The following is a 17,405-nucleotide window of genomic DNA, read 5'->3' on the forward strand; positions in this document are numbered from 1 at the left end:
CAGAACTGTAAAATATAAAAGAGGTTGTGCCAACGTTTTGACACAACCTCATACGGCCATTCTATTTATTATTTGAATACAAAGTTGCTCAATAGATAACTCAAGAAGTTACCATAAATGATTATCTTTTATCTGACTTGTAAACTCATTTATAGCATCATATCTCAGCTTCGAAACGGAAGAATTTACTTTCGCTATTTTCTTCGTCAAAAATCTTTCGATGAAATTCATTTTGTCAAACTGAAACTCGCCACCTAAAATGGCTTTGGGAATCGATAATCTCTGCAAGAACTCCGGGAAAGCCTTATTCATTTCTTCCGCTTCTTGCTCTTCGTTCATACAACAGATGAATAACCCTATTACTTTTTGCTCTAATAACAGTTGATTATTGTGACAGAATTGAGTAATTTTTCGGTTTGGAGAGCCCGCATAAATGGCTGTTCCGAGAATTATTCGATCGTAAGTTCGAATATCAGGTCTCGGACACTCTTTTAATGAGATGTAGTCAACTTTATTAGTCAACTTTTCTCCGATAAGGTGTGTTACTCGCTCGGTAGTTCCATGTTTTGAATAATATATGATAGCTGTTTTCATTTTCAACAGGCATAAGCGGTTTTAAATAGCCACTAATAAGTGACATGGTTATCCTTTGTAAAGGTAGAGACTTTATTCTGACTAGCAAACAGTTTTCGATATAATTAATCTATATCTTGTTTTTCTCATATTTGAAAAGTATGTTCCCCATCTCAAAACGAGATAGGGAGCATTTCTTAATATATAATTAATGTACAGGTGCCAAGATTGATTCCATAATACCTGTACATATTGAAATTCCTACTTAATATCCCGGATTTTGATACTCGCTGCCATTGGTGATTGTTGCAGTAAATGTAGTTGAAATGGGACGTAATGCATAATTCGGGTGAAAGAATTGTGCTAAGTCCGGATGAGTATTCTCCAGATACTCCGAGTTCTTAAACATTCCTGTCCGTTTCAAGTCGTAGAAGCGGCAATATTCTCCGCAAAGTTCACGGCCTCTTTCATCTAAGATATCACGCACCGTAATACTCCCTGTAAGCGGATTTGCTCCGGCACGTTCACGAACCTTGTTGATATAACCGGCTGCATTCGCACCACCATTCAGGTAAATATCAGCTTCTGCCGCAATCAAATAAACTTCTGCCATGCGCATGATAAACGTTGCATTCAGATTACCGTTTCTCTGTTTGGAAGCATTGGCTACATAATAATTGCTGCTGTTATGCTTATTCAGTGATGGATAATAGTAGCGGAATTGGTTCTCATTTGTGCCGTCATTTTTGTAATTGCCAGTGACGTTTGTATAAGCATAATTCATGTTCACATTATTATTGTCATCACTATATACATGATGATAATCAATTAGCAAATAATCAGAAATGTGTTCTTTTTGTTTCTCTGTCGCATAATCGATGTCCTGCGGCATGATGAATTTAATGGCTAAATCACCTTTATTCAGAGCTTTGCCAATGACGGTTTCTTCCTTGTCATACATGTGGACGGCACTTTCATCCCACGTGTAATTCTTGTTCGCGTTCCACTCTGTAGTGAACGATTCATGAAATCTGGGGTCCAATGTTCCGTCTTTCTGTACATATAAACTCAATAAATGCTGTGTGGGCATAAAGATACCGGTAATTGAGCCTTCCCAAGTAAGGCGTGTTTCCTGATTGTCTTCACGTGCACCGAATTTATTGATATTGCATAAGAAGTATTCGTCGTTGCGGTTCAACTTGTAGTTTCCGTTGCTTGATCCGTGACCGTCTGCTCCTGCATACCAGCGATGTTTCCAGAGAGCTTCCTTGTTTTCCCAGTTATTGCTCTCTTTAAACACTTCGCTATACGATGGATACATATACGTATTGTATTTTCCACCGCCAGTTTCGCAATCGGTAATCAATTTCTTGGCTGTATCCAGAGCTTCCTGCAAATATTCGGTGCTTCCATATTCGTACGTCTGCAAGCAGGCTTTAGCCAGAAAACCGAGAGCGGCTTTCTTCGTCGGGGTGGTAGTAGTTGCATGCGTACCTGTTGGCAACCATTCGGATGCGAATCTTAAATCGGGCAGGATTACTTCCTGGTAGATAGTCATCGGATCGGTACGGGTGGGTGAGTAAGTCAGTGTTTCCGCTGTTATCGGTTCTGTGAGCATCGTCACTGCTCCGAATTGTTCCACAGCATTGAAATAATAGACAGCTCTAAGAAAACGGGCTTCCGCAATCTTGGCATTCCGCTCCTCTTCCGTGGTGTAAGGAGGTTTGTCTCCTAATGCGATAGCTTCGTTACAGGCTCCCACACCGTCGTATGTCCCGTTCCACCAATTATTGGTGTAAGTCGTATTGGGTGATGTTCCTGCGAAAAACCAGAACCACTGTGTGTAACTTGTTGATTCGTTGGCTTTATACGTCCAAAGATCGGTGTCGCCTTCAGTCAGTGACATCCAGTCCGCAGAACCGTAGTAAAACCTTTCCATAGCAAAATAACACTGGTTAATCAGGGTTTCATATCCATCGATGGAAGTAGCCAAAGCCTCTTTGGTAAATGCGCCCGGGTTGTATTCCTCCAAGGTGCAGGAATGTAGAGATAAGGCCGAGAACAGCACACTGCAAAATATGAATTTTATATATATCCTTTTCATGATTATAATCTTTTGTTAGAATGTCAAATTAACGCCAAAAACAAATTGCCGGTAGGTAGGAAATGCATCCGAACCGTTGGTTTCGGGATCAGTATCTTTCAACTGCTTATCTTTTACAAAGATGAACGGATTGTAGGCTGTGGCATAAATACGGCATTTCTCCATTAAAACTTTGCGGGAAATATTGACGGGTAGTGTATATCCCAGCGTGATATTTTTAATCTTAATGAAGGAGCCGTCGCGCACTCTTAATGAAGGATATACGGTTTTTTGTTCGTCTCCCGTTCCGGGACGGGGGAAATAGGCTCCTTGATTATCCTCTGTCCAGTAGTCTACGCCTGCCAGTTGATTCTTGGTTACGCTCTGTTCGGCGGTATAATAACCGAGCAGGTCACTGTTGATTGTCTGTCCGTAACGCGCCATGGCAAAGACGGATAAATCAAAATTCTTGTAGGTGAAGGAATTGCTGAATCCGATGATCCAGTCCGGATTGGAATGTCCTAGAATTTGCCGGTCTTCCGTACTGTATTTATGCATACCTCCATCACCTTTCTGGTCTAAGGTTTCTATCTTGATGAAGCCGGGTTTTACGCCGTAGGCATCCAATGTTTCCTGTGGAGTATCGGTTCCCCAGATTCCGGTATATTTATATCCGTAAATAGCTTTAATCGGTTCACCGACAAACAGGTTTTCGGCGATCAGATCACCGTCAGGCAGATCGTCTATTTGTTCCTTGTTCCAGGTGACGGATAAAGTGGTGTTCCAGGTGAAATCTTTATGCCGTATGTTGTGCGAAGTGATCGTTGCTTCCACACCTTGGTTACTGGTCTGGGCGATGTTCTGCCAGATGGCCAGAGGCGATCCCCATCCGGTCAGACCGCTGGTGATGGGCAATGTACGTTTGAATAATAATCCTTTGGTGGTTGTCTTGAACCATTCTACTGATCCGTCAATGCGACCGTTCAGGATGCCGAAATCCAACCCCACATTCCAGTTGTATGACTTCTCCCAGCCGAGATCGGAACTACCGTAAGTACCGGAGTATTGCGTGAAAGGAACAATCTTCCCATTAATGGAAATTCCCGAAGCGGTATATACGTATGCTTGTGTTGTGGTGCTGTATGCGGTGGTTCCTCCCGAGTTACCCGTGATGCCGTAGCTCACTCTCAACTTCAGGTTGTCTAGCCAACTACGTGTCTTTTCCATAAATGCCTCGTCTGATATTCTCCACGCCAGTGCGCCTGCGGGGAAAGCATCCCATTTATGTCCGGTGGAGAATTGTGAAACACCGTCCCACCGCGTAGAGAAATTAAATAGGTATTTGCCTTTGTATGAATAGTTCAGACGGAAGGCAAAAGACATTTTCTGCGTCTGTGCGAAGTCGGATTCTACATGTTGGGAAGTGCCCGATGTCAGTCGCCAGAAAGACCATTGATCTACCATCTGACCGCTGGCGGCAGCCATGCTACTTTCCGACTGGTTCTTATTCCAGGAAGTAATCAGTGAACCTCCCAGATTATGGTCTTTGGCGATGGTTGTGTTGTATGCGAGAATATTTTCCCAAGTGTAATTCCAGGCATTGTTGTTGGTGATGGAAGCATGCGGTGAACCTGCATAAGACGGACGGTTGGCATTGCACTTCTCTCCCCAGTATTGCCCGCGGCGTGAGTGGTTCAACGTACCATTGACACGACTGGTAAAAGTCAGGTCTTTGACGGGAGTTAGTTCGACATAGCCGCTCATATTCAGGTAGGTAGAACGTGTGTTGTCTACATACTGGTTCTCTATAAAATCACTCATCGGGGAATATTGTCCTGTGATGTATTCGTGATTGATCTCCCCTTTTTCGGTATAAGCATCACCCAGCGGGATGGCGGAGAGAGATTTGGTGAATGTGTTTTTCACGCCGGAGTTCAAGTCCCGGTAGACTAAATTGGAGGTAAAGCCCACCTTTGCCCATGAAAATATCTGCTGATCCAGATTGAGGCGTAACGAATATCTGTTCAGATTCTCGTTATTAAGTAAACCTTCCTCCCGGTTGTAGGAAGTCGAAGCAAATAATTTTGTCTTTTCAGTGCCACTGCTGACCGAAAGACTGTATTTCTGTGTGGTAGCCGTGTTGCCCGACACTTCATCTATCCAGTCTATCCATTTGCCGTCGTTGTATGCATCTATAAAATCCTGTTTCCCCAGTAGAGCGGACATATCGGTAGGATAGTCACCGTTTTTATATTTATAGGCTTCTTGCTGGTAGGTGACCCATTCATCCCGCGTCATCCCATGTCTGTAGTTGGGTGAACCGCTGAATCCGTAATAAGCATCGAAGTTTACGGTCGCTTTTCCCTCTTTTCCTCTTTTGGTGGTGATGATGACAACGCCGTTTGCTCCTGCGGAACCATAAATGGCGGTGGAAGAAGCATCTTTCAACACATCTACACTCTCGATGTCCGACGGGCTGACTTGGCTATAACTGCCGGGGATTCCATCGATAATAAACAATGGTTCATTGCTACCATAAATAGATCGTGAACCACGTAACAGGATAGTGACATCACCTCCTACCTGTCCCGAAGTTTTGGTGATATCCATTCCGGGTATCTTGCCTTGAAGGGCTTCCATCACATTATTGGTAGGAGCGGCCAGTACTTCTGCACTTTTGACGGAGGTTACCGCCCCCGTCAAATCCCGTTTTTTGACCGATCCGTATCCTACCACCACTACTTCATCAATCAGTCTGGCATTTTCCGTCAGTATGATTTCCAGCTTGTTCTTGTTGCGTGTATTGACTTCCTGCTCCGTGTATCCCATATAAGATACCTTTAATACTGCATTGGGCGCTACGCGCAGTGTGAACAGTCCGTCTACATTCGTAATCGTCCCGTTGCTGGTACCTTTTTCAACGATATTCGCTCCGATAATCGTCTCTCCTTGAGAGTTTTTCACTATACCCGAGATCGTTCTGCTCTGTTGGCAATAAGCTCGTGTTGATCCAAGTATCGATAATGAACCTATTAATAGGAATAATAGGTAAAAATTCATTCTATAAGCAGTCTTTAGGGGATTATTCTCCCCTATGTTTGTTTTATCAGAAAATGATTTCATGCTTTTTGTTTAATTGTATGTTTACTAATTTGTTTTTGGATAGCTAAATTTCAGGATGATTTAAAGCTATGTTTCGACTGTAATGACTTTACTTACCCCATAGGCTATTAGATTTTATTGGTTAAATGATGATTGTTCAGAATGTCAATGCCAATTGAACATTATTCTGTTACTGTTTTGAATGTGGCGCCACGATTCATGTCAGTAAAAAAACTGACAGGGCAAAATTATGCATATAGAACTGGGGATTGAAAAAAATAAAGTTGACTTTTATCAGGACAGAGTTGTTTCTTACTACCTGTTGTATATTTGATTTTATAAGGTAATATTGTTGTTGATTAAATCTTTACCCGTCTAAAACTTTACAGTAGTAAAGTTTTAGAAGTAGATAAAAATGATAAAGACCGGGATAAAATAGATCTAATTAGGTTATATTCAAAAGAGAAACAGATAGAAAGCTGTCTTTTTCAAAGGGTGATATGTAGTTGCGAATTTTATTTTCATTATCTTTGTCTCAATGTATTTACTAAAGCAACAATGATATGGATATTAAAGTAAAAGACAAGGTGAATCAAAGGCATGTCGGTCGCAATCTGCAAAGAATCCGTGTGTATCTGGGTATGAAACAGGAAGCGTTGGCTTCTGATCTGGGTGTTAGTCAACAGGAGATTTCGAAAATAGAGAAACAAGATGAGATAGAAGACGGACTGTTGACAAAAATAGCTGAAGTCTTGGGAATATCTACTGATGTCATCAAGGATTTTGATGTTGAAAAAGCCATTTGTAATATTAATAACTATAAAGATGCCACGATTTCTCCGGGAGCAACAGCAACTGTTTATGCAGCTCATACGCAACAGATTAATCCTCTTGAAAAGGTGGTTGAACTGTATGAGCGCTTGTTGAAAAGTGAACAGGAGAAAATAGAGATTCTAAGAGAGTGCATAAAGCAGGGCAAATAATCAACAGACTGGAATATGGAAACGGAAAAGTACACAAATACGATTCATCTGGGAAGAAAAATTGAACGGGTGCGTCGGCTTCGGGGAATGACTCAAGCGGAACTCGGTGATCTGTTAGGTATAACGAAACAGGCTGTTTCAAAAATAGAACAAACAGAGAAGTTTGACGATGAACGATTAGGCGAGATTGCTTCAGCATTAGGCGTTACTGTAGATGGCCTGAAGAATTTTAATGAAGAGACAATCTTGTATAATACGAATAACTTCTACGAGAATTGCGGTGTTAAAAGTGCTGTCAGTAATACAGGTAATAATCAGACCTTTAATAGTTTTCCTGTTGAACAGGTAATTGAGATTTTCGAAAAGCTGTTGGATAAACAAAAGGAGCAATTTGAAACTTTAAAAAAAGAGAAGAAATAAATATCTCCAAGATATTGAATTTTATCAGTCGTAATTATACTCCTGATGCAATGATAGCTGAATTGATTTCTTCAAAAAATAAGGAAATAGATTGGTTGAAAGAAGAAATTAAGTTTTTAAGAGGGGAAAATGAAAAATTGCTGCTGATTGTGGGTGAAAAGATATGAGATGATGTTATCATAATTATGTGATACACTTCTGTCTGTTGTTTATATGGGTAGTTATCACCTTTATGTTGTAAGCATAACTAAGATCTGATTGAGACTTTATAAATAATATTTTTTACTGTAAATGTTGAGGTATCCAAACTCTTTTTAATTCAAGGAGTTTGGATGCTATTTTTAAGTTTACTGCATTATGGTGTAGTATTCATAATACAAAAGCAAATATTTCGGGTGACAAGATGATATCTTTTATCTTTTTCTTTGAAAAAAAATATCACAAACTTTTATTTGAAGACTAATTTAGTTATTCTGCGTTCTTATTACTTTTTGTATCATTAGTATGATCCATACAGATATAACAAAGGGAGCGGTTAAGGTAGTGATACCCAAACTCATTCCTAGAATCTGTAATACGGTGGACAGTAAGACAGAGCATCCTGCCCATACGCCACTTTTCCAGCCCGTTCCTCCTAAAGCTATTGCACATAATACCCCATTATAGCCCATTAATCCGGCATTTAAGTCTGTAGCATCCACTTCAAGTAAAATGGCTAGGGGAATAGGAAGAAGTGCTCCCAAGATAGTATAGAGACTTGCCTTTCGAGAATTAATCAAAATGCCTATAAGGAAACATAATCCGGATAGAATTGTATTTCCCTGAAACATGACTTGCCCTATACCTAAGCAGAAGGCTTGGAAATAATTAATATTCTGTGTGGTATCAATAACCGTATAGGAAACTGATAGTAAATCTGGTATAAGCCAGCTGCAAACTCCCAACATTCCCCATACAGCAAGAATGAAAGGAGCAGTAAAGCCAGGAATTAAACGTTGCTGATTAAAAAAATAGGCAATCCATGTGGAAAGGGCCGAAGCGATAATCAACATGATTAAACTTCCTACCGATAATTGTAGAAATACGCCAACTGCTATACCTACTAAAGTTCCATTAAATCCGTATAATCCATTTTTAATATCATCATACTTATATCCCGAAAAATGGGCTGTCAGTGTACTTATTATATTACCGCAGACTGCTAGTATTCCCATTTGCCATGAGTTTAGAAATATTCCAATTAGCATGAATAATCCGGATAACGCATTATTCTGAAACATCACTTGTCCTATTCCACGTCCCAGAATAAGTAATAAATTGTGTATAAAGACCATTTGTATAAAAGATTGACTGATAAAATGATGACAAAAGTACAACCTTCTATTGAAAATAGCAATATTAAGAGATGGAGAATTAGAAAAGTGTAAAGAGATGTGGAATTATCATGTACGGTCAATTCACTAATTATTGTGCTAAGCATAATATTCATGACTATGTTAATGATTTACTTATAGGGGATGAATCTCGTTTTGATTGGACAGGAATAGATTTAATAGTTCCTTATTGGCCTTACTGTTAATTGAAAGTTCTCTGTTTTTTTGGAAAACATCCAAAGAACTGGAACATTCACCGCAGATATCTACTCCGATAATTTCTTCTTTTTTTAGAATGATGGAGAGGAGTTTCTCCAATTCGGTCAGTGATAGGGAACCCTGATCCCAATTGGTTACTGCTGATTTTATGTCCAATACATCTTTGTCCACTGATATATAGACAGGCTCATTCAGATGTTCATGAGAGAATCTGTTCCATCCTTCTTCGTGAGAAAGTTCTGTTTCGCTATAAAACTTTAATTTTTCTCCATAATTGGGATGCAGTGCTTTGATCAACTTTTCAGCAGCACCGACGATACATACTTTTTGAAGATAAGGATTTGTATCCAATACTTTTTTCACCCAACATCCGCATGACATTAGATTGTCAAATAAGGAAGGTTGCATATCTGGATGATGATCAAAGACAACTAGTGAGAATGGGGTCTTTATTTTATCCGTCCAAAATTTACTGATATAATGATAGTTACCGGAATCAATGAAATGTATTCCTTCAGGTAAGTAGGGGGCCATTCTTTGTCTAATGACTTTGGCTGCTTCTGCATCACAGTAGCAGTTGGTTCCGTTTAGGTCGGTACAATCTATCCACTGGAAATGGATGTCGTTTATAAATCTTTCCTGCTCATAGACATGAGTGAAATTCATAAGAATAATGTTCGGTTTCATTGTTCTTTATCTTTTATTGAATAACCTTTGAAACTTGTCATGTATAAAAGCGGAGTGTGTCAAAACGCAGATTAACGCAAATTATCGCAGATTATTTCAATTATATTTATATATTAATCAACGATTTATGAAATTATTTCTGCGATAATTTGCGTTTTATTATTCATTATGACACACCTCCCTTTTTTTTAAAACCATCGGACGTAACAAAAATCTTGTCTATGTGGTAATAGATTATTTTTGGGATACATGCGGAAAGCCTGTTTGAAACTTCCGGCATTAAAAATTTGAGATGTCCCCTTGAAGGTATATAGATTCCCGTCTTTGGAAACTAGTGGAAGAGGTATGACTTCATAGATATGATCTTGACCACTTTCATGCTGAATAATGACCAATTCAATTCCAATTGCATCATCCAGACCTTTCTCATCGACAACAACTGTTACTTCATATTCCTTTCCGGCTTCGATTGTCGCATCCAACCCGTTTCCGGCTTTTATGGATTTGATTTCAATGGAATCCCACCTGTTTCGGACAGCGGTTTTCCAGTCAGATATCATTTTGGCTTTTGCATTATTGTCAGCAGAGAGAATGTGGAAATGCTCCGACAGTTTGATATAGAATTTCTCATAGTAATCGTCCAGTTGCCTTTTCATGGTAAAACGGGGAGCTATTTGTGCGATTGAATTCTTGATGTACTTAATCCAGTTTTCCGAATACTCCTTATCTCCATGTTCATAATATGCAGGAAGAATGTCATGCTCCAATAGATAGTAAATTGCTTCGGCGTCCAGCTGGTTCTGATATTGTTCATTCTGGTAGATACTTTTGTCGGTCAGCGCCCATCCTGCATCCTTACAATAGCCTTCATACCACCAACCATCCAACACTGAGAAATTAAGTACACCGTTCATCAGTGCCTTTTCCCCTGATGTGCCTGAGGCTTCGGCCAGACGTGTGGGAGTGTTCAGCCAGATATCCACCCCTGCGATAAGATGTCTTGCCAGATCCATATCATAGTTTTCAAGAAATATGATTTTACCTAGGAATTCAGGACGCCGGGATATTTCCACAATCTGCCTGATTAGTCCCTGGCCGGCACCGTCACTGGGATGAGCCTTCCCTGTAAAGATGAATTGTACCGGATATTTCGGATTGTTCACTATTTTAGCCAGGCGGTCGATATCGGTAAACAAAAGATGCGCCCTTTTATATGTAGCAAAACGTCGTCCGAAACCAATCAGAAGGGCATTCGGGTTAAACTTCTCAAAAATGGAAATGGTTAATGACGGATCGATCTGGCTTCTAAGCCAGTCTTTGCTGCATTTTCTTTTGATATAATCTATCAGTTTGGTTTTTAGTTTCAGGCGGGTATTCCATATTTCTTCGTCCGGAATGTCGTAGACAGCTTCCCAGATTTTTTGATTGGACTGGTCATGAATAAAGCTCTCATCAAAATTGTCTTTGAAAAGCTTTTCCCATTCGGTGGCGCACCAAGTAGGGAAATGTACGCCATTAGTCACATAGCCCACATGATTCTCTTCCGGGAAGTAGCCTTTCCAGATAGGAGCGAACATTTCCTGTGACACAGTTTTATGCAACAGGCTGACTCCGTTTACTTCCTGGCTGGTTTTACAGGCGAATACAGACATACAGAAACGTTCTCCTTTGTCTCCCGGATTATGGCGTCCGAGATCCATCAGGTTATTCCAGGTTATGCCCAGTTTGTCGGGATACCCTTTCATGTATTTGTTGAAAAGTCCCTCGTCAAAATAATCATGGCCGGCGGGTACAGGTGTATGTACGGTATAAAGAGAAGAAGCGCGTACTAATTCCATCGCTTGGCCGAAATCCAGACCACCGGCTATATAATCACATAACCGCTGAATGTTGATTAATGCGGCATGGCCTTCATTGCAGTGATATACGTCTTTTTCTATACCCAAAGCTTTCAGTGTCATCATGCCGCCTATACCGAGTAAAATCTCCTGTTTCAGCCGGTTCTCCCAGTCACCGCCATACAGATGGTGGGTAATTGGACGGTCAAACTCGCTATTGAGTTCATTGTCCGTGTCCAGTAGATAAAGGGGGATTCTTCCTACATTGACTCTCCAGACATTGGCATGTACAATAAAGCTGTCGGCGTAGGGAATGTGGATTACCAGCTGTTTTCCATCTGGTTGCATCACTTTTTCGATTGGGAGCTGTCCGAAATTCTGTGCTTCATAATTGGCAATCTGCTGCCCGTCCATGGAAAGAGACTGGTCAAAGTAGCCATAACGGTACAACAGTCCTACGGCACAAAGGTCAACGTTGCTGTCTGATGCCTCTTTCAGGTAATCGCCCGCAAGTATTCCAAGACCACCGGAATATATTTTGAGGACCTTGTCTAAGCCGTATTCCATACTGAAATAGGCTACTGACGGACGTTTATGATCTGGAACTACATTAATGTATTCCTTGAAAGCAGTATAGACGGTATTCATCTTGCGGATAAAAAACTCATCATGTGCCAGTGTTACCAGCTTCTCATAATTCATCCGCTCCAGGAACAATATCGGATTTTGCTCCGTTTCTTCCCAAAGCTCCGGATCTAGGTCGCAATACATACTTTTGGCGTCATCATTCCATGTCCACCATAGATTACGTGCTATTTCCGCAAGTTTTCCCAATTCCATGGGAAGATGTGAACCGACTGTAATTTCCCTCCATTGAGGAGTGTTTACATTATAACTTGGATATTCCATAACATTGTACATTAAATAGTTTATATTTCCTTGTTTATTTTATAATAGGGCATTATCCATACCGGATAAAACTTTGTAGTTTCCCGATGATGATACAGTCCGGTATGTCTGCCTCCCGGAGTGTCTTTCCAAGCAGTGGTGAATTAATAACTTTATATGGACAGCTCGTTAAGTACCCGAATCAGGCTTTTGTCAATAGGCTTGTCATTTTTGATTGCTTGTGCAAAAGGAACATAGACAATTTCATTGTTCCGTATGCCTATCATCACATTCTGTTGGTCTTCCATCAGAGCCTGGATGGCTGCTTCTCCTAATCGGCTTGCCAGTATACGGTCGTTGGCACTTGGAGCCCCACCGCGTTGCAGATGTCCCAGAATGGAAACTCTTACATCATATTCAGGATATTCCTTTTTTACCCGGTCGGCATAGTACATGGCACCTCCATTTTTATTTTGGGGACTTTCGGTCACAATGACGATACTGCTGTTTTTTGTTTTTCTGAATCCACGTCCGATAAATGTCTCCAGCTGGTCCACATCCGTTTTGTCCTCCGGAATAATGGCAGCTTCAGCCCCTGAAGCAATCGCACTGTTCTGGGCCAGGAAGCCCGCATCACGTCCCATCACCTCGACAAAGAAAATGCGGTCGTGTGAGGTTGCGGTGTCTCTTATTTTATCTACACATTCAACAATTGTATTTAATGCCGTGTCGTATCCTATGGTGAAATCAGTACCATATAAATCATTGTCAATCGTACCGGGTAGTCCTATACATGTCACGTTATACTCTTCGGCAAAGATACGGGCTCCCGTCAGAGAACCGTCTCCACCGATAATAATCAGTGCACTGATATTTTCTTTTTGTATAACTTCATAGGCTTTCTTACGTCCTTCCGGAGTGGTAAAAGCTTCGGAACGCGCTGTTTTCAGTATAGTACCTCCCCTTTGAATAATACTGCTCACGTCTTCTGTTGTGAGTTCCTTTACTTCACCGGCAATCAGTCCTTCGTATCCCCTATAAATTCCCTTTATTTTAAAGCCGTTGAAGATGGCGGTACGGGTTACGGCGCGGATCGCTGCATTCATTCCTGACGCATCCCCTCCGGAAGTCAGGATTCCAATATACTTGTTATTCATAATTCATTTTTATACAATTATTAGACAAAATCAGAAAGTAACTGCTTTAATTTTTTCCTACTATGAAAGATACGGCTTTTTATTGTACCTAGCGACACTCCTGTTTCTTGAGCTATTTCCCGATATTTGAATCCGGATATATACAACATAAAAGCGTTGTAATGTTCTTTAGGTAGTGTTTTAAGGGCTGCCCTTATCTCCTTGGCATCTTGACTATTGTCTATGAAAGCAAAAGAGTCATCTCTTAGCAGGAAATGATAGTCGGGTTCGGATAATATATATAAGTCTCCCTGGCTTTTTTTATCCGGTAGTTATTTATAAAAGCGTTACGCATAATGATATACATCCAGCCTTTAAAATTTGTTCCAGGATCAAATTTATCCTTATTATCCAGAGCTTTCAACATTGTTTCCTGCAATAAATCCTCAGCATCGTGTTTGTCAGCTGTCAATTTATATGCAAAACCTAGCAGATCACTTTGCAGAGCTATTAATGCTTCATCAAAATTGAATGTTTTCATTATAGTGATTTGAGGTTCAAAGGTTTATATCAAGGCATCCCCCTAAATATAAGGAACGCCTTGGGTAAAGTTTAGCTAAGATATCTTATTTGATATCAATAGTTCTGGTTATCTTCTGAACTTCTTTGTCCACTGTTTTGGGAATATCTATAGACAGAATCCCATGTTCTACCTTGGCTGTAATCTTATCTTTTTCAACATTGTCCGGCAGTATGATACTTTGTTGGAATTTGGAATAAGAGAATTCACGGCGTAGGTATTTTTTGTCTTTTTTCTCCTCATTCTTCTCTTCCTTCTTTTCCATGCAGATTACTAGATTGTTGTTTTCATCCACATTAACGGTGAAGTCATTTTTTGTCATTCCCGGAGCTGCCAATTGGATTTTATAGTCCTTTTCATTTTCAATTACATTAATAGCGGGGGCTGTTGCATTTGCCTTCATCATCCACTCATTGTTAAAGAAATCATTAAAAATACTTGGTAACCAATTCTGGTTCATTTTTGTAGGTACCATTTTTACCTCCTTTTTTAGTTAATAATTAAAGTTTAGAAAATATGTCTGGCTGCTTGACAGAACTTTTATTGTTTAGTCATTCCTTGTTTTGCTACAGCTTCCGTCCGTTTACGTATCTCTTCCGGATCACCGAGAAAATAGTCTTTGACAAGAGCCAGCCGGTTGTCGAATTCAAAAACGTAAGGAACTGCTGTAGGCAGGTTCAGGTTGGAAATGTCTGTATCGGATATTTCCTTGAGATGCTTGATGATTCCACGCAGGCTGTTGCCATGGGCAACTACCAGCAGGTTATCCTTACATGTCAATGTGGGAAAGATGATGCATTTCCAATAAGGCATTACACGCTCAATGGCATCTTTCAAGGATTCCGTACGTGGAAGTTCCATATCCGGGACATCTGCATAACGTATGTCTTTACTCGGATTGCGCGAATCGTCCTCTCCCAATGCTGCAGGAGCTATATCATAACTTCTCCGCCAGGTGTGTACTTGTTCTTCACCATATTGGGCAGCCGTCTCACTTTTGTTAAGTCCCTGAAGTATGCCGTAATGTTTCTCATTCAACCTCCATGTCTTTTCGACGGGAATCCAGCTCTCATTCAGGCGGTCCAGAACGTAGTCCAGCGTTTTTATAGCACGTTTTAAGTAAGAAGTGTAGGCAATCTCAAAAGAAAATCCGGCTTCTCGTAATGTATCGCCTGCTTTGCGGGCTTCTACAACGCCTTTTTCACTTAAATCAACATCTGTCCACCCGGTGAAGCGGTTTTCTTGGTTCCATAGGCTCTCACCATGACGTAATAATACTATTCTTTTCATGGACGACCTGTCTTTATGCAATGGTTATTGAAGAATCCAAATATACATCCTGTATGGTGCTCAATAGCTGGACCCCATCTTTCATTGGTTTTTGGAAGGCTTTCCGACCACTAATCAACCCCATACCGCCAGCACGTTTGTTCACTACTGCTGTAACAACAGCATCATGCAGGTCGGATTCTCCATGAGATTCACCACCCGAGTTGATTAGTCCGACGCGTCCCATATAGCCGTTAGCTACCTGATAACGGCAAAGGTCTATCGGGTGGTCAGTTGTCAGCTCTGTATACATGCGCTCATTTGTTTTTCCGAAGCCGATGGCTTTGAAGCCACCATTATTGGACGGAAGTTTTTGTTTTACGATGTCAGCCTTGATCGTTACTCCGATATGGTTGGCTTGGCCTGTCAGGTCGGCTGCAGCGTGATAGTCGGTTCCGTCTTTCTTAAAACCGCTGTTTCTCAAATAACACCATAAAATGGTAGCCATTCCCAGTTCATGAGCATATTCAAAAGCTTGCGATACTTCCACTATTTGGCGGCGACTTTGCTCCGAACCGAAATAAATAGTGGCTCCAACTGCTATGGCGCCCATATTCCATGCTTCTTTTATTGTACCGAACATTACTTGGTCATAGCTATTCGGATAAGTAAGCAGTTCGTTATGATTCAATTTGACGATGAATGGAATTTTATGGGCGTATTTCCGTGCTACGGCGCCTAATACGCCGAATGTAGATGCTACGGCATTACATCCTCCTTCAATAGCCAATTTTACGATGTTCTCCGGATCAAAATAAAGTGGATTGGGAGCGAAAGATGCCCCAGCAGAATGCTCTATACCCTGGTCTACAGGTAGGATGGATACATAGCCGGTATTCGCTAAACGTCCATGTCCATATAAAGTTTGCAAACTCTCCAATGTCCGAATGTTTCTGTCCGAATTTATCCATACCTTATCTACTATATCCGGACCCGGAATATGAATCAGTTGTTTATCTATTGTCTTGCATGTATGGTTTAGGTAGTATTCAGCCTGCCCACCTAATATATCTACTGTTTTGCTCATATCATTTATCTTTTAACTATTCAGGTTTATTATTTGCATCCATCCAATTTAGCATCTATGAAAAGGATACCACTATCTCCGGCTTTCTTTAACAGGTTTACAATATTCTGTACACCGGCTTCTTCCTCTACTTGTTCCCGGACAAATTTCCACAGAAAATCCTGTGTGGCATTATCCTTTTCTTCTGAAGCTAAGTATACCAATTCGTCAATCAACTTGGAGATATGCTTTTCATGTTCCAAGGCATGTTCAAAAACTTCCAAAGAATTTCCCCATCCTTGTGGAACTACATCCACTTTGTCTACTTTCGGTGTCGCCTCACGTTTAACCATATACTCGGCAATGGTGCACGCATGTCCCACTTCTTTTGCAGATTGTTTCCGCATCCAGTTGGCCATACCTGAAAAACCTTCTTTTTTTAGATAGAAAGACATAGACAGATACAAGTTGGCAGACCATAATTCTGCTGTGATTTGTTCATTCAAAGCATTTTGTAATTTCTCACTCATAATGATTTAAATTTTTAGAGTTAATAATAATTTAATATTCTCTCTTATCTTGAAACAAGCATAAACTTGTCCCAAAATGTCGATAAAACCGGGTTATCCTATTAATAAAATATTCATGATCTATTTTATTATTGTTTATTATGTTGCAAAAAGTAGACCATACAAGGTTATATAATCTTTAATATTATGAGATGTTAAATGGAGGGACATACTGTTAGAAATAAGGTAGTCTCCGCACATTTTCTTGGGCAAGAATACGTAATAATTCCAAAAGGGCCGTACTTAGATATATTCGGTCTGAATACAGCCTGTTGATGAAAGAATTAGAGGACGCATCCACGTTTCGGCATAGTATGAGGAGTATGGAGACTAGGCGGGACATATATCGTTCATGTTCAATCAATTCGTTTAAGGCACTTACTGGAGCTTGCCATTTTTGCACATCCCGTTTTATCTCATTAATTGCAACGCATCCTCCATTATGATATATCCAGCTCATCATTTGATAGACTTTGTTCATATTATCCTGAGCCTGGGTATTTAGCCAGGAGCTCAGTATCGGGAGTTGTTCACTTTCAAAATAAACCTGTAAAGACAGGTATAAGTTGGTTGACCATATTTCTGCGTTGATCAATTCATTCATGGTACTTTCTATTCG

14 protein-coding genes and 1 pseudogene are annotated in these 17,405 nt (G+C 40.4%); 2 read left to right on the top strand and 13 right to left on the bottom strand.

Features of this window, described 5'->3' with window-relative positions:
• Nucleotides 1-108 precede the first annotated feature (108 nt).
• The 3 genes from DWZ47_RS00005 to DWZ47_RS00015 all read right to left on the bottom strand — a co-directional run bounded on the left by DWZ47_RS00005 (nt 109) and on the right by DWZ47_RS00015 (nt 5,779).
• Nucleotides 109-594, bottom strand: coding sequence for a flavodoxin domain-containing protein (locus DWZ47_RS00005; RefSeq protein ID WP_004306452.1), 486 nt, complete (start codon nt 592-594; stop codon nt 109-111).
• Between the two features lie 244 nt (nt 595-838).
• Nucleotides 839-2,677 carry a RagB/SusD family nutrient uptake outer membrane protein gene (locus DWZ47_RS00010; RefSeq protein WP_004315230.1) on the bottom strand — a complete coding sequence of 613 codons (1,839 nt, stop codon included), beginning with the start codon at nt 2,675-2,677 and terminating at the stop codon, nt 839-841.
• Nucleotides 2,678-2,692: 15 nt separating this feature from the next.
• Nucleotides 2,693-5,779: a SusC/RagA family TonB-linked outer membrane protein gene (locus DWZ47_RS00015; RefSeq protein WP_009040658.1), complete on the bottom strand. Its 3,087-nt coding sequence runs from the start codon at nt 5,777-5,779 to the stop codon at nt 2,693-2,695.
• Between the two features lie 542 nt (nt 5,780-6,321).
• Here DWZ47_RS00015 and DWZ47_RS00020 point away from each other — a divergent pair.
• Both DWZ47_RS00020 and DWZ47_RS00025 read left to right on the top strand, forming a co-directional pair.
• A complete protein-coding gene (locus tag DWZ47_RS00020; protein WP_004299169.1) occupies nt 6,322-6,741 on the top strand; it encodes a helix-turn-helix domain-containing protein in 420 nt (139 codons plus the stop codon).
• Between the two features lie 15 nt (nt 6,742-6,756).
• Entirely contained in the window at nt 6,757-7,161 is a 405-nt protein-coding gene (locus DWZ47_RS00025) for a helix-turn-helix domain-containing protein (protein ID WP_004299170.1), read from the top strand.
• Nucleotides 7,162-7,625: 464 nt separating this feature from the next.
• Here DWZ47_RS00025 and DWZ47_RS00030 read toward each other — a convergent pair whose 3' ends face one another.
• From DWZ47_RS00030 to DWZ47_RS00075, 10 genes and pseudogenes are all read right to left on the bottom strand, one after another.
• On the bottom strand, nt 7,626-8,495 hold the full coding sequence (locus DWZ47_RS00030) for an urea transporter (protein ID WP_008650018.1): 870 nt from the start codon (nt 8,493-8,495) through the stop codon (nt 7,626-7,628).
• A 174-nt stretch (nt 8,496-8,669) separates the two neighbouring features.
• The gene (locus DWZ47_RS00035; RefSeq protein WP_004306464.1) at nt 8,670-9,440 is read right to left on the bottom strand and encodes an arginase family protein; all 771 of its coding nucleotides are present in this window, start codon (nt 9,438-9,440) and stop codon (nt 8,670-8,672) included.
• Nucleotides 9,441-9,628: 188 nt separating this feature from the next.
• Entirely contained in the window at nt 9,629-12,187 is a 2,559-nt protein-coding gene (gene glgP / locus DWZ47_RS00040; protein WP_004326384.1) for an alpha-glucan family phosphorylase, read from the bottom strand.
• Nucleotides 12,188-12,339: 152 nt separating this feature from the next.
• Entirely contained in the window at nt 12,340-13,323 is a 984-nt protein-coding gene (gene pfkA / locus DWZ47_RS00045; RefSeq protein ID WP_008777393.1) for a 6-phosphofructokinase, read from the bottom strand.
• A 20-nt stretch (nt 13,324-13,343) separates the two neighbouring features.
• Nucleotides 13,344-13,843: pseudogene (locus DWZ47_RS00050) on the bottom strand (RNA polymerase sigma factor).
• 85 nt (nt 13,844-13,928) lie between these two features.
• Nucleotides 13,929-14,357, bottom strand: a complete 429-nt coding sequence (locus tag DWZ47_RS00055; protein ID WP_004309103.1) for an Hsp20/alpha crystallin family protein — start codon at nt 14,355-14,357, stop codon at nt 13,929-13,931.
• A 65-nt stretch (nt 14,358-14,422) separates the two neighbouring features.
• Nucleotides 14,423-15,172 (bottom strand): 2,3-diphosphoglycerate-dependent phosphoglycerate mutase, encoded by a 750-nt coding sequence (gene gpmA, locus DWZ47_RS00060; RefSeq protein ID WP_009040662.1) that lies wholly within the window; start codon nt 15,170-15,172, stop codon nt 14,423-14,425.
• A 13-nt stretch (nt 15,173-15,185) separates the two neighbouring features.
• Nucleotides 15,186-16,238, bottom strand: a complete 1,053-nt coding sequence (locus DWZ47_RS00065) for a class I fructose-bisphosphate aldolase (RefSeq protein WP_004309107.1) — start codon at nt 16,236-16,238, stop codon at nt 15,186-15,188.
• 29 nt (nt 16,239-16,267) lie between these two features.
• Nucleotides 16,268-16,747 (bottom strand): ferritin, encoded by a 480-nt coding sequence (locus DWZ47_RS00070; protein WP_004309108.1) that lies wholly within the window; start codon nt 16,745-16,747, stop codon nt 16,268-16,270.
• A gap of 214 nt (nt 16,748-16,961) precedes the next feature.
• Nucleotides 16,962-17,390 carry a ferritin-like domain-containing protein gene (locus DWZ47_RS00075; protein ID WP_032851559.1) on the bottom strand — a complete coding sequence of 143 codons (429 nt, stop codon included), beginning with the start codon at nt 17,388-17,390 and terminating at the stop codon, nt 16,962-16,964.
• Between the last annotated feature and the right edge of the window lie 15 nt (nt 17,391-17,405).

This window comes from Bacteroides sp. AF32-8BH (assembly GCF_003435205.1).
Taxonomy (GTDB): domain Bacteria; phylum Bacteroidota; class Bacteroidia; order Bacteroidales; family Bacteroidaceae; genus Bacteroides; species Bacteroides ovatus.